A 20,610-nucleotide genomic window follows, 5' to 3' on the forward strand; every position below is an offset into this window, starting at 1 on the left:
GTTGGCGAACAGGTTCGGCCGCATCCAGGCGGCCGCCTCGCCGGACAGCTCGGTGAGGTAGTCGGTCAGCTCCTGCTTGGAGTTGCGCCAGGTGAAGTAGGTGTAGGACTGCTGGAAGCCGATCTGGGCCAGGGTGTGCATCATCGCCGGGCGGGTGAACGCCTCGGCCAGGAAGATCACGTCGGGGTCGGTGGCGTTGATCTCGCCGAGCACCCGCTCCCAGAAGGCGACCGGCTTGGTGTGCGGGTTGTCCACGCGGAAGATCCGCACCCCGTGGCCCATCCAGTGCCGCAGGATGCGCACCGTCTCGGCGGCCAGGCCGTCGGGGTCGGCGTCGAAGGCCAGGGGGTAGATGTCCTGGTACTTCTTGGGCGGGTTCTCGGCGTAGGCGATGGTGCCGTCGGGGCGGTGGTGAAACCACTGGGGGTGCTTGTGCACCCAGGGGTGGTCCGGGGAGCACTGCAGGGCGAGGTCCAGGGCCACCTCCAGGCCCAGCTCGCCGGCGCGGGCCACGAAGGCGTCGAAGTCGGCCAGGGTGCCCAGGGCGGGGTGGACGGCGTCGTGGCCGCCCTCGGCCGAGCCGATGGCCCAGGGCACGCCGACGTCGTCGGGGCCGGCGTCCAGGGAGTTGTTGCGGCCCTTGCGGAAGGTGGTGCCGATGGGGTGGATCGGGGGCAGGTAGACGACGTCGAAGCCCATCGCGGCGATGGCCGGCAGGCGGCGGGCGGCGGTGCGGAAGGTGCCGTGCGGCCGCTCGGCGGTGCCCTCGGAGCGGGGGAAGAACTCGTACCAGGCCCCGTACAGGGCCCGCTCCCGCTCCACCAGCAGGTGCAGCGGCTCAGAGGCGGTGACCAGCTCCCGCAGCGGGTACCGGGCCAGGACCGCGTCCACCTCCGGCGTCAACGCCCCCGCCAGACGGGTGGCGGCCGGCCGGCTCTCGTCGCGCAGGTCTCCCACGGCGGCCAGGATCACGTCCCGGCCGTCGTCCTCCGGCACTCCGGCGGCGGCCCGCTCGTACAGGCGTGCGCCCTCCTCCAGGACGAGGCCGGTGTCCAGCCCGGCGGGGATCTTGATCTGCGCATGATGCCGCCAGGTGGTGACCGGGTCTCCCCAGGCCTCGACCGTGTACGTCCACGGGCCGGGCTCACCGGCGGTCACGGTGGCTCCCCAGCGGTCGGTGCCGGGGGCCAGTTCGCGCATCGGCGTCCAGGGGCCGGGCCGGCCCGCCGGATCGCGCAGGACCACGTTCGCGGCCACCGCGTCGTGGCCCTCGCGGAAGACGGTGGCCGAGACCTGGAACGACTCCCCGGTCACCGCCTTGGCGGGCCTGCGGCCGTGCTGGACGACCGGGCGGACGTCGAGGACGGGGATCCGGCCCACGGCGGTGGTTCCGCTCGACGGGGGTCGCTCCGACGGCGGTGCGCTCCGCCGTCCGGGGTCGTGGGGGTGGTGCCCCGGTGGCGCGTCGGCGCCGGACCTGCCGGGGACTTCGCTCGTGCTGGTTGTCGGTGGTGCTGCCGAGTGGTGCTTGGCGGGCATGACCGCTCCTGTCCGCGTCAACGAGGGTGTGGGCGGATGTCTGTGGGGAGGTGGGTCCTGCGTGGTCTACCTGTCGGGTGTACCGGAGGAGCCTTCCCACCCTATTCGGGTGAGCAATCCGGCACGTTGTTAACTACTCGTGCGCATGCCGACACACAAGACCGGCCCGGTCCGGACACGGCCGAAACCGCGGCCCGGTCCCTTCCGGGTGCCGACCCGGTCCCTTCCGGGCGTCGCCGGTCCCTTCCGGGCACGGCGACGCCCGGCGGCGTCCACAGCCAGCGGCGGCCGCTCCCGGACCGGTACGGTTTTCAGTGACGGGGCGCACAGCGCAGTGCGTCCATCCAGCGAACGCGCCGAGGTGTCAAGTGAAGGCGATCCGTCGGTTCACCGTCCGTCCCGTTCTCCCCGAGCCCCTGCGCCCGCTCAGTGAGCTGGCCCGCAACCTGCGCTGGTCCTGGCACGCCGAGACCCGTGACCTCTTCCAGTCCGTCGAGCCCGAGCGCTGGGCCTCCTCGGGCGGCGACCCCGTACGCCTGCTCGGCGGCGTGTCCCCGGCACGGCTGGCCGAGCTGGCCGAGGACCGCCGCTTCCTGCGCCGGCTGACCGCCGTCGCCGACGACCTGCACGACTACGTGACCGGCGACCGCTGGTACCAGGACCGGCCGGAGGGCCTGCCCGCCGCCGTCGCGTACTTCTCGCCCGAGTTCGGCGTCACGGCCGCCCTGCCGCAGTACTCCGGCGGCCTCGGCATCCTCGCCGGCGACCATCTGAAGGCGGCCAGCGACCTCGGCGTACCCCTGATCGGGGTCGGGCTGCTCTACCGGCACGGCTACTTCCGGCAGACCCTGTCCCGGGACGGCTGGCAGCAGGAGCACTACCCGGTCCTCGACCCCAACGAGCTGCCCCTCACCCCGCTGAAGGAGGCCGACGGCACCTCGGCCCAGGTCTCGCTGGCGCTGCCCGGCGGCAAGGCCCTGCGCGCCCGGATCTGGGTGGCCCAGGTCGGCCGGATTCCGCTGCTGATGCTGGACTCCGACGTCGAGGAGAACGACCTCGGCGAGCGCGGGGTGACCGACCGGCTCTACGGCGGCGGCAGCGAGCACCGGCTGCTGCAGGAGATGCTGCTGGGCATAGGAGGGGTGCGGGCGGTCCGGACGTACTGCCGGCTCACCGGACACCCCGACCCCGAGGTGTTCCACACCAACGAGGGCCACGCGGGCTTCCTCGGCCTGGAACGCATCGCCGAGCTGTGCGACCGGGGACTGGACTTCGACGCGGGACTGGAGTCGGTGCGCGCGGGCACGGTCTTCACCACGCACACGCCCGTCCCGGCCGGCATCGACCGCTTCGACCGGGAGCTGGTCGCCCGCCACTTCGGACCCGGCGCCGAGCTGCCGGGCATCGACGTCGAGCGGATCCTCCGGCTGGGCATGGAGACGTACCCGGGCGGCGAGCCGAACCTGTTCAACATGGCGGTGATGGGCCTCAGGCTGGCCCAGCGCGCCAACGGCGTCTCGCTGCTGCACGGAGCGGTCAGCCGGGAGATGTTCGCCGGACTGTGGCCGGGATTCGACCCCGAGGAGGTGCCGATCACCTCCGTCACCAACGGCGTGCACGCCCCGACCTGGGTGGCCCCGGAGGTCTTCCGGCTCGGCGCCCGGCAGGTCGGCGCCCACCGCACCGAGGACGCGCTGACCACGGGCGGCTCCGAACGCTGGGACGCCGTCGCCGACATCCCCGACCAGGACGTCTGGGACCTGCGCCGCGACCTGCGCGAGCAACTGGTCACCGAGGTGCGCGACCGGCTGCGGGCCTCCTGGCGGCAGCGCGGCGCGGGCATGGCCGAGCTGGGCTGGATCGACGGCGTGCTCGACCCCGACGTGCTGACGATCGGCTTCGCGCGCCGGGTGCCGTCGTACAAGCGCCTGACGCTGATGCTGCGCGACCGCGACCGGCTGATGGACCTCCTGCTGCACCCCGAACGGCCGGTCCAGATCGTGGTCGCGGGCAAGGCGCACCCGGCCGACGACGGCGGCAAGCGGCTCATCCAGGAGCTGGTCCGCTTCGCCGACGACCCGCGGGTGCGCCACCGGATCGTCTTCCTGCCGGACTACGGCATGGCGATGGCGCAGAAGCTGTACCACGGCTGCGACGTCTGGCTGAACAACCCGCTGCGCCCGCTGGAGGCGTGCGGCACGTCCGGCATGAAGGCCGCGCTCAACGGCTGCCTCAACCTGTCCGTCCTGGACGGCTGGTGGGACGAGTGGTACCAGCCCGACTTCGGCTGGGCCATCCCCACCGCGGACGGTGCCGGCTACGACCCCGACCACCGCGACGACGTCGAGGCCGCCGCGCTGTACGACCTGCTGGAGCAGCGGGTCGCGCCCCGCTTCTACGAGAGCGGCCGGGACGGGCTGCCCGACCGGTGGATCGAGATGGTCCGCCAGACCCTGACCCTGCTCGGCCCGAAGGTGCTGGCGGGCCGCATGGTCCGCGAGTACGTCGAGCGGCTCTACGCCCCCGCCGCCCACGCCCACCGCGCCCTGGACCCGGACGCGGCGCGCGAGCTCGCGGAGTGGAAGGCGCGGGTGCGCGGCGCCTGGCACGAGGTGACGGTGGACCACGTGGAGACCTCTTCCCCCGTTGCCGAACGCGCGGGGGGACCCCCGTCCACGGCCACCGCCGAGCTCGGCACCACCCTCGGCCTGCGGGTGCGCGTGGGCCTGGGCGGCCTGGGCCCGGACGACGTGGAGGTGCAGGCCGTCTCGGGCCGGGTCGACGAGGAGGACCGCATCGCCGACGCCGACGCCGTCCCGCTGAAACCCGCGGGCGCCCCCGACCCCGACGGCCGCTGGGTCTACGAGGGCCCGCTCTCCCTGGACCGCACCGGCCCCTACGGCTACACGGTCCGCATCCTCCCCGCCCACCCCCTCCTGGCCTCCCCGGCGGAGCTGGGCCTGGTGACGGTCCCGTCGGAGGAGACGGGAGAGGGAGCGGGCGTACTGATGCGGTAGCGCCGTGGCCGAGGGCAGTCGTGCCTCCCCCGAGCTCTTCGAGCAGGGGGGACCCTCAGGGCGGCACGGGTGGACGCAGCGGCACCCCCGAGCGGGGTGGGGCAACCTGCCCCCGCCCCGCGGTCACGGCTCCGGTATGCCGGCGCACAGTCTCCGCAGCACCGCACCGCACCGGCGGGCGTACGCGTGCTGGAACCCCCGGGCGGCCGGCCCCGCCGCCCGGGTGTACCACTTCGCCGGCCGGCTGAACGCGGTGATCGTCAGCCACACCGTGCCGTCCCCCGTACGGTCCACCACGAAGGCCTCCTCACCGCACTCCGGATGGCCGGGCAGCGTGCCGTAGGCCCAGCCGGCGCGGCGCCCTTCCTCGGCCGTCCAGACCACACGGCACGGTGCCCTGACGATGCCGGCGACACTGAGGGTGACGTCGACACCGGGCGCCGCACGCTCGGCACTCGCCTCGATGCCCACGCCGAGAGCGCGGTGCACCTCCCACGTCAGTACGGCCTCGGACGCTCGCCGGAACACCTCCTCGCCCTCGCCGATGCGCGTACGCATGTGCAGGGGGTGGAAGCCCGGAGGGCAGTGGCCCTGCTCGCGGGTCGCACCGACCTCCTCGTAGGTGAAGTCATCCGTAGACATGGGACCCAAGCGTAGGGCGGCCCCCGGGAAGGGCTTCCTCCCGGGGGCCGCGCCCGTCAACTACCGGACGTTCAGGTGACGTTGATCGCGGTCCAGGTCGCGGCCACCGTGTTGTACTCGGTGCTGCCGGAGCCGTACAGCGCCGCCGCCGCGTTCAGGGTCGCCGTGCGGGCGCCCTTGTAGTTGGTGGTCGACGTCATGTACGTGGTCAGCGCCTTGTACCAGATCTGCAGCGCCTTGGCGCGGCCGATGCCGGTGATCGTGGAGCCGTCGTACGTCGGCGAGTTGTAGCTGACGCCGTTGATCGTCTTCGCGCCGCTGCCCTCCGAGAGGAGGTAGAAGAAGTGGTTCGCCGGGCCGGAGGAGTAGTGCACGTCCTTGCTGCCCAGGCTGGAGGACCAGTAGTCGGCGGAGGCGCCGTCCTTGCTGGGCTTGTCCATGTAGCGCAGCGGGGTGCCGTTGCCGTTGATGTTGATCTTCTCGCCGATGAGGTAGTCACCGGGGTCGGACGCGTTGTTGGCGTAGAACTCCACGCCCGTGCCGAAGATGTCGGAGGTGGCCTCGTTCAGGCCGCCGGACTCGCCGGAGTAGTTCAGCTTGGCGGTGTTGGCGGTGACGCCGTGGCTCATCTCGTGGCCGGCCACGTCCAGCGAGGTCAGCGGCTTGACGTTGCCCGCGCCGTCGCCGTACGTCATGCAGAAGCAGCTGTCCTGCCAGAAGGCGTTGACGTAGGCGTTGCCGTAGTGGACCCGCGAGTAGGCGGCCACGCCGTTGTTCTTGATGCCGTTGCGGCCGAAGGTGTTCTTGTAGAAGTCCCAGGTGACCTGGGCGCCGTAGGCGGCGTCGGCGGCGGCCGTCTGGTCGGTGGACGAGCTGGAGGCCGTACCCGTGCCCCACACGTCGGTGGTGTTGGTGAACAGGGTGCCGGTGCCGGAGGTGCCGCGGGCCAGGTTGTACGTCTTGTGGCCGCCGCGCGTGGTGTCGTACAGCTGGTACGTCGACCCCGACAGGGTGGTGGTGAGAGTGACGCTGCCCGAGTACAGCGTCTTGCCGGTGCCGGTGTGGACGCCCTGGTACTCGTGGAGCGTCTCGCCGGTGGCCGCGTCGGTGATGACGTGCAGCTCGTTCGGGGTGCCGTCGTCCTGGAGGCCGCCGACGACCGTCTCGTAGGCGAGGACCGGAGTGCCGTCGCCCGCCCAGACGACCTTGCGCGGGGCCTGGTCGGGGGCGGTGTTCTCCGAGCCGGCGTCCTTGGCGAGGGCCAGCGCCTGCTTCTCCGCCTTGGCGGCGGCGATCTTCGGCGTGAGCGTGGCCACCTTGATGGTCGCCTTGGTGGCTCTGGTGACGCCCTGGGTCTTGCCGGCCTTGGAGGTGTGGACGACCAGGTCGCCGCCGAGGACGGGCAGTCCGGCGTAGGTGCGCTCGTAGCGGGTGTGCACCGTGCCGTCGGCGTCCTTGACGACATCCCTGACGACCAGCTTCTCCTGGGCGCCGAGGCCTATCTCCTGGGCCGTGCCGGAGGCCTCGGTCTGCGCCTGCTGGATCAGGGCGGCGCGGGCCGTGTCGGAGAGCAGGACGGGAGCGGCGGCGAGGGGTGCCACGCCGGTGGAGTCGGCCGGGGTCTGGGCCGAAGCACTGGTGCTCAGGGCAGTGCTGAGGAGGGCTCCGGCCGCGACAGCGGTGGCGAGGGCCAGAGTGGTGCGCTTGTGACGCGCGATGCGGGGAGTCACACAAGCTCCTTATGTGGGGGTGTCCGGGCCGGCGTGGGGCTGCCGGGCCGGAGCGGTGGTGAGGGTGCTGTGCTCGTGCGGCGGGTGGAGGAAGAGTGACACCGCGGACGCGTACATGTCAGCGCTCCGAAGTGATGTTGGCCGAAAAATGACGGCTCGATGAATGACGCGGTGTCAGGAGCGGGCGGCGTCACGGGACGTGGGACCTCGAAAACCGGTCCTCCGGCCGAGGGCGTCCGGGCGGGTCGCGGAAAGGGCAGTTTTCGGCCAGCGGCGCGGCCGGTGCCGCCCGCGCCGCGGTCCTGGACGCGCGGCTTCCAAAAGCCGTTGACCGGGGCGGAGGATGCGTGACCAGGTATGTCCGGCGTACGTCCCGCGCCGGGTCGTAACGGTGTTTTTCAGTCGGTGCGCCGTCCCGGTCGGGACGGCCGGGCCGACCGGGAGACCACCGCGCCGGAAGTGCGCGATGTCGACCGAAACCTGAGGGTTCGGCGGGGAGCCGTCACCGCGCCCGGAGACCGCGACGGAGGAGGTGTCCGCCGCTCACGGTCTCCGGGCGCCGGCACGGGCCGACCGCTCGCCCCGGACCACCTCGCGGGCGGGCTGCTCGGCGCCGGCTCCGGTGCCGCCGAGTGCCCCGGACGGGTGGGGCGCCGGACGGACGGGGCGCCGGGACCGGCGGGGGCAGGCGCGGCCTCAGGGGCCGACCACTCGATCCGCCGGGAGATCCGGGGCACGCGGCGGCTCACCCGCTCGCCGTGCCCGCCTGCTCGCGACGACGGCACGCGCCCTCCCGCAGGGCGCCGTGCGTGACGCGGCGCCCTCAGCCGGTCGCCCCGGGAAGTTCGGCAGTGGTCGTCCGGGGGCCGGTGTGCAGCACGGCGAACAGTCCCTGGGCACGGGTGCCGTCCGGCAGGTTCCAGGCGCCGGCGACGTGGCCGGACGCCGTCCGCGGAGGGAGGAGCGGGCCGTCCGGGGCGGGCCGCAGGACCCGGTGCAGGCGGAGGACCGTGCCGTCCGGTGCGGCCAGTTCGGTGCTCTCCCGGGTGTCGGTGGCCGTGGTGAGTTCCGGGAGCGGGCCCGCGCCCGCGCAGGAGCGGACGACCTCCTGGTCGGGGGTGTCGCTCGTGCTCTGGGCCTGGGCCTGGGCCCGGCCCTCGACCAGGGCCGCCAACTGGGCGACCAGTACCGGGTCCTGGCAGCCGTCGTAGATCCAGCGCCGCCCCAGCACGCCGTGCTCCGTGGTGCCGACCAGGGCGGAGTCCGCCCCGTCGAGCGGGGCACCGCGGTAGGTGAGCGGCACCAGGTAGGTGACCGGACGCGGGCCGGAGGCGTCGTTGACGACCATGAACTCGATCCCGACCTCGCCCTGGGGGTCGTCCAGCCGGAAGCCGCCCGCCTTGGCCGGCCGCGGTGCGTCCGCGCCGCCCTGGTACCACGGGCGGGAAGGCAGCCACGAGGCGAGCAGTTCCAGCTTGGTCGGCTCGAGGGTGGTGCGGTGGATGACGGCCATGCCGGGCGTTCTCCTTGGTGAACGGACGTGAGCGCGCACACCCTCCCATCCACGCGGCGCCGGCACCGCGGTTTCCGGCCGACACGATCCCCGGGACCGGCACACCTGTGCGGCCGGACGCTCAAGGCGCTCGTCCGCCGGTCCGAGCCGTCGCACCACGGTCGGCGGCGGCGTCCCGGGTGTCCTCCCCGGAGGAGAGCCCCGCGTTCCCCGCGTCCCCGTGCCACGTGTGCCACAGCGCCGCGTACGCCCCCGCGGACGCCACCAGGTCGTCGTGGGTGCCGAGTTCGGTGAGGCGGCCGTCCTCCATGACGGCGACGCGGTCGGCGTCGTGGGCGGTGTGGAGGCGGTGGGCGATGGCGATGACCGTGCGGCCCCGGAGGACGGCGGCGAGGGCGCGTTCGGTGTGGCGGGCCGTGGTGGGATCGAGCAGGGCCGTGGCCTCGTCCAGGATCAGGGTGTGCGGGTCGGCCAGGACCACGCGGGCGAGGGCGAGTTGCTGGGCCTGGGAGCCGTCGGTGCGGTGGGCGGAGGTGCCGAGTCCGGTGTCCAGGGCGTGCGGGAGTTCCCGCACCCAGGTGTCGGCGCCCACGGCGGCCAGCGCCGACCACACCTGCTCGTCCGTGGCCGCGGGTTCGGCGATGCGCAGGTTGTCGCGGACCGTGCCCAGGAACACGTGGTGCTCCTGGGTGACCAGGACGACCTGGCGGCGCAGCCGCTCCGGCTCCAGGCCGGCCACGGGCACGCCGCCCACCGTGACCGAGCCCTCGGTCGGCGCGTCGACGCCCGCCAGGAGCCTGCTCAGGGTCGTCTTGCCGGCGCCGGACGGGCCCACCACGGCCAGCCGTTCGCCGGGCCGCACGGTCAGGTCGACCCCGCGCAGCACCTCGCCGCCGCGCTCGTAGGCGTAGCGCACCCCGGTCACGTCGATGCGGTCGTCCGCGGGAGCGGGGGCGGAGGCGCCGGTCCCGGCGGACCGCGGGGCGCGGGCCAGGCCCTCCACGCGGGCGAACGACGCGCCGCTGCTCTGCAGTTGCTCCACGTGCATCAGGATCTGGTCCAGCGGTTCGGTGAACTGCCGCAGGTACAGCGCCGCGGCCACCACCGTGCCCAGGCTCACCGCGCCCCGCGCGTGCAGGACGCCGCCCACCAGCAGCACCCCGGCCACCGGGAGGATGTACGACACCTCGATCACCGGGAAGAAGACACTGCGCAGGAACAGCGTGTACAGACGGGTGCGCCGGGACGTGTCCAGCGCGTCCCGGCCGGCCGAGACCCGCTGCCCGGACAGGCGGAACGCCTCGACCGTACGGGCCCCGGACGCGGTCGCCGCGAGGATCTCGGCGACCTCCGAGGTGGCCGCGCCCTCGGCGAGGTAGCCGTCCCGCGCCCGGCGCAGGTACCAGCGCAGCACCCACCAGATCGGGGTCAGCGCGAGCACCCCGACGATGCCGAGCAGCGGGTCCAGCACGAACACCGCGACCAGCACGAACAACGCCTGCACCACGCACACGAGGAACTCGGGCCCCACGTCCCGCAGCGTGGTGCCGACGGCGGCCACGTCGGCGGTGCCCCGCGTGGTCAGGTCACCGGTGCCGGCCCGCTCCACCACCGACGCGGGCAGCCCGAGCGCCCGGTCGACGAACTTCTCGCGCACCCGGGCCAGCGTGCGTTCGCCGAAGCGGTGCCCCACGTACCGCGCCCAGCGCGCCAGCAGCAGCTGAGCCAGCGCGCACACCACGATGGCGAGCGCCATCCGGTCCACGGCACCGACCCCGCCCCCGGCCCGGACGTGGTCGATGATCCGGCCGAGCAGCCACGGACCGGCCAGGCCGGCGCCGGCGGCCAGCGCGTTCAGCAGCAGGACGGCCGTGAAGGACCGCCCGTCGGCCCGGACCAGCCGTACCGCCGCCCGTCGTACGTCCGCGGGTCCGGCGACCGGCAGTCGTCCCGGAACCTGAGCGGTCATCGCACGGCCTCCTCTGCGGTGGGGGTCCGGTCGGTGTCCTCGGCGTCGCGCGCCACCAGTGCCCGGTAGCCCGGTTCGGCGTCGAGGAGTTCGCGGTGGCTGCCGCCGGCCACGACCTTGCCGTCGACCAGGTAGTGGACGGTGTCGGCGCGGGCCAGCACCAGCGGGGAGGTGGTGGTGACGACCGTCGTACGGCCCTCGCGCGCCCGGCGCAGCCGGTCCGCGACCGCGGCCTCGGTGTGCGCGTCGAGCGCCGAGGTCGGCTCCACCGCCAGCAGCACCTCCGGGTCGGCCAGCAACGCCCGCACCAGCCGGACCCGCTGCCGCTGGCCGCCGGACAGGCTGCGGCCCTGCGCGGACACGGCCGAGTCGAGCCCGTCGGGCAGCCCCTGCACGATGTCGTCGGCGACGGCCGCGCGCACCGCCCGGGCCACGTCGGCGTCCGCACGGTCCCGGTGCCCGCACACCAGCTCCCGCAGGGTCCCGGCGAACAGGTCGGCCTCGTTGTCGGCGACCAGGATCCGCTCCCGCACGGCGGACAGCTCGATCTCGTCCAGCCGGACCCCGCCCCACGTGGCCGCCGACGGCTCGTAGCGGCCCAGGCGGTCGACCACCGCCGCCGCCTCGGCGGGGCGGGCGCACACCAGCGCGGTCAGCCGCCCCGGCACCACCCGGACGCCGGACTCCGGGTCGTACAGCACCGAGGGTTCGGCAGGCGCGTCCCGCGTTCCGGTGTCCTCGTCCGGTTCCACCCGTAACAGCCCCACCACCCGGCGGGCGGCCACCACGCCACGGCTGAGCTGGTAGCCGCACTCGACGAAGAACGCCACCGGCAACACCAGGACCGCCACATAGCCGTACACCGACACCAGCTCGCCCACGGTGATCCGCCCCTCGGCGGCCAGCCGGGCCGCCAGCCAGGTCACCACGGCCAGGAACAGCGTCGGCAGACCCGCCCCGAACGCCTGCATCCAGCTGGTCACGGCGCCCACCTTGTAGCCCTGCGCCCGCAGCCGCTGCGAGTCCCGGCGGAAGGCGTCCGCGAACAGCCCCTTGCCGCCCAGCCCGTTGAGCACGCGCAGCCCGCCCGAGAGGTCGCCGATCCGCGCGGTCAGCACCCCCTGCCGCTCCCGGTACTCGGCCTCCGCACCCTGCAGCCGCCGCATCAGCGGCCCGACGAGCACCGCGATCAGCGGCACCCCCAGCAGGATGACGACCGCCAGCGGCACCGAGACCGACATCAGCAGCCCGGCCACGACCGCGTAGACGACGACCGCGCCCGCCCCCGGGCCGACCACCGTCAGGCACTGGCTGATGGTCTGGACGTCGCCGACGCCGATCGTGACGACCTCCCCGGCCCCCACCCGGCGGGGCAGCGCGGCGCCCAGCCGGACCACGTGGTCGACGACGACCTTGACCGTGCGGAAGTTGGCGTCCATCCGCAGCCGGGTCATCGTGCGGTGCCGCATGGCGCTCACCCAGGCGTTGAACGCCCCGACCGCCACCAGGGCCCCGGCCCAGCCCGCCAGCGCCGCCATGTTCCCCGGCTGCAGGCCGTCGTCGATCGCCCGGGCCATCAGGTACGGCGTCGCCGCCATCAGCACCATCCAGACGCTGGCCAGCGCCGCCCCGGCCGCCGACCGGCCCGGCTGGCACCTCACCAGCCACCACAGGTACCACCACCCGCCCCGGCGGTCGGGCGTGCCCGGGTCCTCGTACGCGTCGATCACTGCTCTCCCCGTTCCCGTCCGGCCGTCAGGCCAGGCTGTCCCGCCACGCCCGGTGCAGGTTCGCGAACCGGCCCGTGCCGGCGACGAGGTCGGCCGGGGGGCCGTCCTCCACGATCCGGCCGTGCTCCATCACCAGCACCCGGTCGGCGATCTCCACCGTGGACAGCCGGTGGGCGATCACCACGGCCGTACGCCCCCGCAGGACCGTGGTCATCGCGCGCTGCACCGCCTGTTCGCCCGGGATGTCGAGCGAGCTGGTGGCCTCGTCGAGGATGAGCACGGACGGGTCGGCGAGCAACGCCCGTGCGAAGGAGACCAGTTGACGCTGGCCCGCGGAGATGCGGCCGCCCCGCTTGCGTACGTCCGTGTCGTAGCCGTCGGGCAGGGCGCTGATGAAGTCGTGCGCGCCGATCGCCTTCGCGGCCCGCTCGATCTCCTCGCGGGTCGCGTCCGGGCGGCCGACGGCGATGTTCTCGGCGACCGTGCCGGAGAACAGGAACGCCTCCTGCGTGACCATGACGACCCCGCGCCGCAGTTCGGGAACGGCCAGTTCGCGCAGGTCCACGCCGTCCAGCAGCACACGACCGTCGCTCGGGTCGTAGAAGCGGGCGAGCAGCTTGGCCAGGGTCGACTTGCCCGCGCCGGTGGAGCCGACCACGGCGACGGTCTGGCCGGCCGGGATGGTCAGGTCGAAGCGGGGCAGCACCTCGCCGCCCGTGCGGTAGCCGAAGCGGACGCCGTCGAAGACGACCTCGCGGCCGGGCAGGTCCGACTCGAGCGCCGGGAGCTGTTCGGGCGCCGACGGCTCCGGGACCGACGGGGTCTGCGCCAGCAGGCCCGCGATCTTCTCCAGCGAGGCCGCCGCCGACTGGTAGGAGTTGAGGAACATGCCGAGCCGGTCGATGGGGTCGTACAGCCGGCGCAGATACAGCACCGCCGCCGCCAGCACACCCAGCTCCAGCGCGCCGTCCGCCACCCGGTAGGCGCCCCACAGCACGATGAACGCGACCGCCGTGTTGGCGACCAGGCGGGAGCCGACGACGTAGCGGGCCATCTCCAGGAGCGCGTCGCCGTTGGTGCGCTCGTGGCGCCGGTTGAGGACGCGGAAGTCGGCGTCGTTGACGGCCTCGCGGCGGAAGGCGCGCACCGGCCGGATGCCGTTCATCGTCTCCACGAACTTCACGATCACCGCGGCGATCGCCGTCGACCGCTCCCGGAACACCCGCCCGGCACGCCGTTGGTAGAGCCGGACCAGCAGGTACAGGGGCCCGAAGGAGGCCACCGCGACCGCGCCCATGCTCAGGTCCAGCCACAGCAGCATCGCCGAGATGTAGACGAAGGACAGGACGACCGTGATCAGTTCCTGGAGTCCTTCGTTGAGCAGCTCGCGCAGCGACTCGACGTCCGTGGTGGAGCGGGAGATGAGCCGGCCGGAGGTGTAGCGCTCGTGGAAGTCGACGCTGAGCGCCTGGGCGTGGCGGAAGATACGGCCGCGCAGGTCCAGCAGCACGTCCTGGTTGACCCGGGCCGCCGCGGCGATGAACGCCCACTGCAGCCCGCCGGAGGCGACCGCGCACAGCAGGTAGCCGACGGCCACCGCGACCAGCGGCCCGTGGTCGTGGTCGCGGAACGCCGGTACGGCGGTGTCGATCGCGTACGCCACCAGCAGCGGGCCCGCCTGGACCGCCGCCTGCTGGAGCAGCAGCAGGAGCGTGGTGCCGGCCACGCGGGCCTTCATGGGCGCGAGCAGGGAGCGCAGCAGGGCGGCCGTGGCGCCCGGGGGAGCGGGCAGGGCGTCCCGGTCGAAGGGGTCGCCGGTGTCCTCGGGGCGGGGTGGGTCCGCCTCGTCCGCGGGGGTGGGGACGGACGTCGTGGGGGCCGTCATCGCTCCTCGTCCTCCTCTTCGGGCGAGTGCCCCCCTGACATCAGGTGGGCGTACTCGGCGTTGGTGCGCAGCAGTTCGTGGTGCGTGCCCACGGCGGCGATCCGGCCGTCCGACAGCAGGGCGACGCGGTCGGCCAGCAGGACCGTGGAGGGGCGGTGGGCCACGATCAGGGCGGTGGTGTCGGAGAGGACCTGGCGCAGGGCGGCCTCCACGGCGGCCTCGGTGTGCACGTCCAGGGCGGACAGCGGGTCGTCCAGGACCAGGAACCGGGGCCGTCCCACGACGGCACGGGCCAGCGCGAGGCGCTGCCGCTGGCCGCCGGAGAGGCTGAGGCCCTGCTCACCGACCTGCGTGTCCGTGCCCCGGGGGAGGGTGTGCGCGAAGTCCGCCTGCGCGATGGAGAGCGCGCGGCGCAGCTCGGCGGCGCCGGCGGTGGCGCCGGCGCCCATGAGAACGTTGTCGCCGACACTCGTGGAGAAGAGGGTGGGCTCCTCGAAGGCGACGGCGACCATCGAGCGCAGCTCCTCGCGGGACACCTCGGTGATGTCCTGCCCGTCGAGGGTGATGCGGCCCTCGGTCACCTCGTGGAGGCGGGGGACGAGCGCCGTGAGGGTCGTCTTGCCGCTTCCGGTCGCGCCGACCAGGGCCATGGACTCGCCGGGGCGGATGTGCAGGTCGATGTGGTCGAGCAGGGGCGGGGAGTCGGGCGGGGCGTCGGGATAACGGAAACGGACGCCGTGGAACCGCAGCCCGTCGCAAGCCGCGGGCAGTCGTGCCGACGGGCTGCGCACCCCACCCCCCGGCACCGGCTCACGCTCACCGGAAGCCGACGGCTCCGCGGACTCCGGCTTCGCGTCCAGGACCTCGAAGTACCGTTCCGTCGCCGTCGCCGCCTCCTGGCTCATCGCCAGCAGGAAGCCGATCGACTCCACCGGCCAGCGCAGCGCCAGCGCCGTGGACAGGAAGGCCACCAGCGTGCCCGCCGACAGCGAGCCGTCCGCGACCTGGACCGCCCCCACCACCAGCGCCGCCCCGATGGCCACCTCCGGCAGGGTCATGATGACCGCCCAGATGGTGGCCAGCAGGCGGGCCTTGCGCAGCTCGGTGCCCCGCAGGGTCCGGGACAGCTCGCGGAACGCCCGCGTCTGGCTGCGGTGCCGGCCGAACCCCTTGATGATGCGGATGCCGAGCACACTCTCCTCGACCACCGTCGTCAGGTCCCCGACCTGGTCCTGCGCCAGCCGCGCCACGTGCGCGTACCGCTTCTCGAAGACCGCGCTCAGAGCGATCAGCGGTACGGCCGGCCCGAGCATCACCAGCCCCAGCGTCCAGTCCTGCAGCAGCATGATGACCACGCCGACCACGATCGTCACGCCGTTGACCAGCAGGAACGTCAGCGGAAAGGCGAGGAACTGACGCAGCAGCATCAAGTCGGTCGTGCCCCGGGAGAGCAGCTGGCCCGACGCCCACCGGTCGTGGAAGGCCACCGGCAGCCGCTGCAGATGCCCGTAGAGGCCCGCCCGCATCTCCGCCTCCACGTGCGACAGCGGCCGGGCCACCAGCCACCTCCGCAGCCCGAAGAGCAGGGCCTCCGCCACTCCGAGCAGCAGCAGGTACAGCGCCCCGAGCCACACGCCGCGCGGGTCCCGGTCGGCGACCGGCCCGTCCACCATCCACTTCAGGACGAGCGGGATCACCAGCCCCACGCAGGAGGCGACGATCGCGACGAACGCGGCGGTGGACAGCCGCACCCGCACCGGCCGCACGTACGGCCACAGGCGCAGCAGCGTACGCACGGCCGAACGGCCGGTCGGGCCGGTGCGGTCGGCGGGATCCTCGGCGAAGGCAGGTGTCTCGGGCATCAGGGGCGAGCCTACGGACCGCCACCGACATCGCCCACCGGGTTTTGGCTGGATTGCCCTCCGTCGCTGGTCCTACGACCTGCGCGTACGGCCGTACGAACACCCGCCTGACCTGCTGGGTATGACCGCGACATCAACCGATCGGCTGATGTTTCCCCGAGCGCGACGGGCGATGTGCGCGGGCCCCGCCCACCGCGAACCTTGAGCCATGTCCATCATCGAAGTGAGCGAACTGCGCAAGTCCTACGGCGGCCGGCCCGCCGTCGACGGCGTCTCCTTCGCCGTCGAGGAGGGCGAGGTCTTCGGCATCCTCGGCCCGAACGGCGCCGGAAAGACCACCACCGTCGAGTGCGTCGAGGGCCTGCGCGTCCCCGACGCGGGCCGCGTCCGCGTCACCGGCCTCGACCCGGTCGCCGACCACGAGCGGGTCGCCCGCGTGCTCGGAGCCCAGCTCCAGCAGAGCGAACTGCAGGCCAGACTCACCGTGCGCGAGGCGCTCCGGTTGTACGCCTCCTTCTACCCGCGCCCGGCCGACTGGCGGCTCCTGGCCGAACGCCTCGGCCTGACCGAGAAGCTCACCACCCGGTTCGCCAAGCTCTCCGGCGGCCAGAAGCAGCGCCTGTTCATCGCGCTCGCCCTCATCGGCAACCCCCGCGTGGTCGTCCTCGACGAGCTGACCACCGGACTCGACCCGCGCGCCCGCCGCGACACCTGGCAGCTCGTCGAGGACGTCCGGGCGAGCGGGGTCACCGTCCTCCTCGTCACGCACTTCATGGAGGAGGCCCAGCGGCTGTGCGACCGGATCGCCGTCATCGACAAGGGCCGGGTCGCCGCCCTGGACACCCCGGACGGCCTGATCCGGCGCTCGGCCGGCGCCACCGTCGTCGGCTTCACCCCGTCCGCGCCCCTGGACGAGCACGACCTGAACGTGCTGCCCGGGCTGGCCTCCCTCGCCCACAAGGACGGCCGGATCACGCTCTCCGGGACCGACGAGACCGTCAACGCCGTCATCACCCTGCTCGCCCGCCACCGCGTCACCGCCCACCAACTCCGCGTCACCGACGCCACGCTCGACGACGCCTTCCTGGACCTGACGGAGGTCGAGGCATGAACAACGCCCTGGTCAACCCCGCCGTACTGCGCGCCGAGATCCGCCTCTTCGGCCGCGAGCCCGGCTCGGTCTTCTGGATCCTGCTGTTCCCCACCCTGCTGCTGGTGATCCTCGGCTCCGTCCCGTCCTTCCGGCAGCCCGACGACTCCTTCGGGGGCCTGCGCCCCATCGACGCCTACGTGCCGGTCTCGGTACTGCTCGGGCTGCTCATGGGAGGGCTGCAGGGCATGCCGCAGACCCTCACCGGCTACCGCGAGCGCGGCATCCTGCGCCGGATGTCCACCACCCCGGTCCGGCCCGCCGCCCTGCTGTCGGCGCAGATGGTGCTGTACGGGGGAGCGTCCCTGGCCTCGGCGCTGCTCGCGCTCGCCGTCGGGCGGCTCGCCTTCGACGTGGCCCTGCCCCGGCAGCCGCTCGGCTACGTTCTCGCCCTGCTGCCGGCCGTACTCGCCGCGCTCGCCCTGGGAGCGGCCATCTCCGCGCTGTCCCGCACCACGAAGATCGCGGGCGCGATCGGGTCCGCGGCGCTCTTCCCGATGATGTTCTGCGCGGGCGTGTGGCTGCCGGTGCAGGCCATGCCGGACATGCTGGCCCGGATCGTCGGCTGCACCCCGTTCGGCGCCGCCGCCCAGGCCCTGAACCAGGCGGCGGCGGGCCACTGGCCCGGCTGGTCCCACCTGGGGGTGACGGCCGCGTGGACGGTGCTGCTCACCGCGGCGGCCGCCCGCTGGTTCCGCTGGGAATGAGCGGGACCGTGCGCGCCGCCGTGCTCGACACTGGGCGGATGAACGACAAAGAGGTGGTCGAACAGCGGTGGGCTGTGTTCCACCGCTGGGGGCCGGCCGGGTTGCTGACCGTCGGCACCCTGGTCGCCTCGGCGGCCGCCGACGCGGTCGGTATGACGAGCGAGAAGTGGTACGCCGCCGCCGGCCTGGTCGTGGCGGCCTTCGCCCTGGAGCTGTGCTGGGGGCGGGTTTCCCGTGCCCGACCCGGCCCGTCGAAGGCGAGCGCCGCCTACTACGGCCTGCGCTGGGCACTCGCCTTCACGCTCACCTGGCTGAACCCGCTGTTCGCCTTCTACGCCTACAGCGGCTACTTCGGTGCCGACCGGCTGCTGCCGCAACGGCTCTGCAAGGCAGGCCTGTTCGCCACCGCCGTGACCGTCGCAGGCTCCCAGTCGGGCGGGATGCCCCCGCGGGGGGAGATGGGCTGGGTCTTCTTCGGGGCCCTCCTCGCGGTGAACGTCATGCTGCTCACGCTGTTCGTCCACCTTGCCGCGCTGGAGGACAGCCGGGCCCGCGCCCAGGCCGAGACCATCGCCGAACTGGAGCGCACCAACACGGCGTTGCAGCAGGCCCTCGACGAGAACGCCGCCCTGCACGCCCAACTCCTCGTCCAGGCCCGCGAGGCCGGCATCGCCGACGAACGCCGGCGTCTGGCCGCCGAGATCCACGACACCCTCGCCCAGGGCCTGACGGGCATCATCGCCCAGCTCCAGGTCGTGGCGAACGCCCCGCACGAGGCGGTGGCCCACGAGCACGTCGGCCGCGCGATCGACCTGGCCCGGCACAGCCTGGGCGAGGCCCGCCGCTCCGTGCACAACCTCTCCCCGGTGGCCCTCGACGGCAACGGTCTGCCCGAGGCGCTGAAGAAGACGGTCGCGGACTGGGGCGAACGCACCGGCTCACGGGCCGACTTCACCGTCACCGGCACCGCCGAGCAGCTGCACGAGGAGGTCGCGGCCACCCTGCTGCGCATCACCCAGGAGGCCCTGTCCAACGCCGACCGGCACGCCCGCGCCTCCCGTGTCGGCGTCACCCTGTCCTTCATGGGCGACGAGGTCTCCCTCGACATCCGCGACGACGGCCGCGGCTTCGACCCGCTCGCCCTGCCCGAGCGCACCCGCGCCGGCGGCTTCGGCCTCGACGGCATGCGCGCCCGCGCCGAACGCATCGCAGGCTCCCTGACAGTTGAGTCCGAACCGGGGCACGGCACAGCGGTCTCGGCTCGCGTACCGTTGGTGCGCCATGACCGATGACGCCGTGATCTCCGTGTTGATAGTCGACGACCATCCCGTCGTACGGGACGGCCTGCGCGGCATGTTCGAGCCCGTGCCCGGGTTCACGGTTCTCGGCGAGGCGTCGAACGGCGTCGAGGCGGTCGAGAAGGCCGCCGCCCTCGACCCGGACGTGATCCTCATGGACCTGCGCATGCCGGGCGGCTCCGGCGTGGACGCCATCCGGGAGCTGACCGGCCGCGGCGCCCGCGCCAAGGTGCTGGTGCTGACGACGTACGACACCGACTCCGACACCCTGCCCGCGATCGAGGCGGGCGCGACCGGCTACCTGCTCAAGGACGCCCCGCGCGACGAGCTGTTCACCGCCGTCCGGGCTGCCGCGCAGGGCCGTACGGTGCTCTCCCCGGCCGTGGCCTCCCGGCTGGTCTCCGCGGTCCGCGCGCCCGCCTCCGGGCCCCTCTCCGCCCGCGAGCGCGAGGTCCTCGCCCTGGTCGCCAAGGGCACCTCCAACCGGGAGATCGCCCGCGAGCTGTTCATCAGCGAGGCCACCGTGAAGACCCACCTCACCCACCTGTACGCCAAGCTCGGCGCCAAGGACCGCGCGGCGGCGGTCGCGGTGGCGTACGACCGGGGGATCCTCGGCTAGTCCACCGGTCCGCTAGCCCGCGACCTTGAGCAGCAGGACGGACCTGGCCGGTACCGTGACCGCCGCACCCGAGGCGTGCAGTACGCCTGGCGCCTCCGCCTGTTCCTCCCGCGAGGTGTCCACGATCACCTCGTACCGCTCCGCCCACGGCGGCCCCGGCAGGACGAAGCCCACCGGACGGTCCCCGGCGTGCAGTACGGCCAGGAAGCTGTCGTCGACGACCGGGGCGCCGCGCCCGTCACGGCCCGGGATGTCCCGGCCGGAGAGGTACATGCCCAGGGTGGCGGCGGGGGCGTACCAGTCCCCCTCCGTCATCTCCGTGCCGCGCGCGGTGAACCAGGCCAGGTCCCGCAGCCCGTCCGCCGAGTGCGCGCGCCCGGAGAAGAACGCGCGCCGGCGCAGCACGGGGTGCCGGTGGCGCAGGGCGATGAGTCGGGAGGTCAGCTCGAACAGGCTCCGCCAGCCCGGGTCCGCCAGCAGGCTCCAGTCCAGCCAGCCGATCTCGTTGTCCTGGCAGTAGGCGTTGTTGTTGCCGCGCTGGGTGCGGCCCAGCTCGTCGCCGGCGACGAGCATCGGCACGCCCGTCGACAGCAGCAGCGTGGTCAGCAGGTTGCGCAGCTGCCGGCGCCGCAGCGCGCGTACCGGTTCGTCGTCGGTCTCGCCCTCCGTCCCGCAGTTCCAGGAGCGGTTGTCGTCGGTGCCGTCCCGGTTGTCCTCGCCGTTGGCCTCGTTGTGCTTGCGGTCGTACGACACCAGGTCCCGGAGGGTGAAACCGTCGTGCGCGGTGACGAAGTTGACGGAGGCGTAGGGGCGGCGGCCGTTCCACGCGTACAGGTCGCTGGAGCCGGACAGCCGGTAGCCCATCTCCCGCACGTCCGGCAGGGCGTGCCGCCAGAAGTCCCGTACGGCGTCGCGGTAGCGGTCGTTCCACTCCGTCCACAGCGGCGGG

13 protein-coding genes and 1 pseudogene are annotated in these 20,610 nt (G+C 73.5%); 5 read left to right on the forward strand and 9 right to left on the reverse strand.

Translation table 11 applies throughout. From position 1 onward, the window contains the following. The coding region (locus tag RH94_RS12515; RefSeq protein ID WP_073947760.1) for a maltotransferase domain-containing protein at positions 1-1,539 on the reverse strand (1,539 nt) is incomplete at its 3' end. 368 nt (positions 1,540-1,907) lie between these two features. Here RH94_RS12515 and RH94_RS12520 point away from each other — a divergent pair. Continuing rightward, positions 1,908-4,556 carry a glycosyltransferase family 1 protein gene (locus RH94_RS12520; protein WP_073947685.1) on the forward strand — a complete coding sequence of 883 codons (2,649 nt, stop codon included), beginning with the start codon at positions 1,908-1,910 and terminating at the stop codon, positions 4,554-4,556. Between the two features lie 123 nt (positions 4,557-4,679). On the opposite strand, the gene RH94_RS12525 is transcribed toward RH94_RS12520, so the two are convergent. From RH94_RS12525 to RH94_RS12555, 7 genes are all read right to left on the reverse strand, one after another. Beyond that, positions 4,680-5,198: a DUF1990 family protein gene (locus RH94_RS12525; protein ID WP_073947686.1), complete on the reverse strand. Its 519-nt coding sequence runs from the start codon at positions 5,196-5,198 to the stop codon at positions 4,680-4,682. 71 nt (positions 5,199-5,269) lie between these two features. Further along, positions 5,270-6,928 carry a M4 family metallopeptidase gene (locus tag RH94_RS12530; RefSeq protein ID WP_073947687.1) on the reverse strand — a complete coding sequence of 553 codons (1,659 nt, stop codon included), beginning with the start codon at positions 6,926-6,928 and terminating at the stop codon, positions 5,270-5,272. 823 nt (positions 6,929-7,751) lie between these two features. Then, the gene (locus RH94_RS12535) at positions 7,752-8,441 is read right to left on the reverse strand and encodes a maltokinase N-terminal cap-like domain-containing protein (protein WP_073947688.1); all 690 of its coding nucleotides are present in this window, start codon (positions 8,439-8,441) and stop codon (positions 7,752-7,754) included. Between the two features lie 121 nt (positions 8,442-8,562). Next, positions 8,563-10,410, reverse strand: coding sequence for an ABC transporter ATP-binding protein (locus RH94_RS12540; protein WP_079189006.1), 1,848 nt, complete (start codon positions 10,408-10,410; stop codon positions 8,563-8,565). Continuing rightward, positions 10,407-12,140, reverse strand: coding sequence for an ABC transporter transmembrane domain-containing protein (locus RH94_RS12545; protein ID WP_073947689.1), 1,734 nt, complete (start codon positions 12,138-12,140; stop codon positions 10,407-10,409). Before RH94_RS12545 ends, RH94_RS12540 begins: the two co-directional genes overlap by 4 nt. A 25-nt stretch (positions 12,141-12,165) precedes the next feature. Beyond that, a complete protein-coding gene (locus tag RH94_RS12550; RefSeq protein WP_073947690.1) occupies positions 12,166-14,025 on the reverse strand; it encodes an ABC transporter ATP-binding protein in 1,860 nt (619 codons plus the stop codon). After that, on the reverse strand, positions 14,022-15,887 hold the full coding sequence (locus RH94_RS12555) for an ABC transporter ATP-binding protein (RefSeq protein WP_073947691.1): 1,866 nt from the start codon (positions 15,885-15,887) through the stop codon (positions 14,022-14,024). The genes RH94_RS12550 and RH94_RS12555 overlap by 4 nt, the downstream gene beginning before the upstream one ends. Positions 15,888-16,095: 208 nt before the next feature. Here RH94_RS12555 and RH94_RS12560 point away from each other — a divergent pair, with 208 nt between their 5' ends. Genes RH94_RS12560 through RH94_RS12575 form a run of 4 tightly spaced genes read left to right on the forward strand, consistent with a single transcriptional unit; the run spans position 16,096 to position 19,661 of the window. Continuing rightward, positions 16,096-16,998: an ABC transporter ATP-binding protein gene (locus tag RH94_RS12560; protein WP_073947692.1), complete on the forward strand. Its 903-nt coding sequence runs from the start codon at positions 16,096-16,098 to the stop codon at positions 16,996-16,998. After that, positions 16,995-17,744, forward strand: a complete 750-nt coding sequence (locus RH94_RS12565) for an ABC transporter permease (RefSeq protein ID WP_073947693.1) — start codon at positions 16,995-16,997, stop codon at positions 17,742-17,744. The genes RH94_RS12560 and RH94_RS12565 overlap by 4 nt, the downstream gene beginning before the upstream one ends. Before the next feature lie 38 nt (positions 17,745-17,782). Continuing rightward, positions 17,783-19,036 (forward strand): sensor histidine kinase, encoded by a 1,254-nt coding sequence (locus RH94_RS12570; RefSeq protein ID WP_073947761.1) that lies wholly within the window; start codon positions 17,783-17,785, stop codon positions 19,034-19,036. Then, entirely contained in the window at positions 19,026-19,661 is a 636-nt protein-coding gene (locus tag RH94_RS12575) for a response regulator (protein ID WP_073947694.1), read from the forward strand. Before RH94_RS12570 ends, RH94_RS12575 begins: the two co-directional genes overlap by 11 nt. Before the next feature lie 12 nt (positions 19,662-19,673). On the opposite strand, the pseudogene RH94_RS43165 reads toward RH94_RS12575, so the two are convergent. Then, positions 19,674-20,610 (reverse strand): annotated as a pseudogene (locus tag RH94_RS43165) (glycogen debranching protein GlgX); the annotation flags it as partial.

The organism is Streptomyces kebangsaanensis, from assembly GCF_001906585.1.
Lineage (GTDB): Bacteria > Actinomycetota > Actinomycetes > Streptomycetales > Streptomycetaceae > Streptomyces > Streptomyces kebangsaanensis.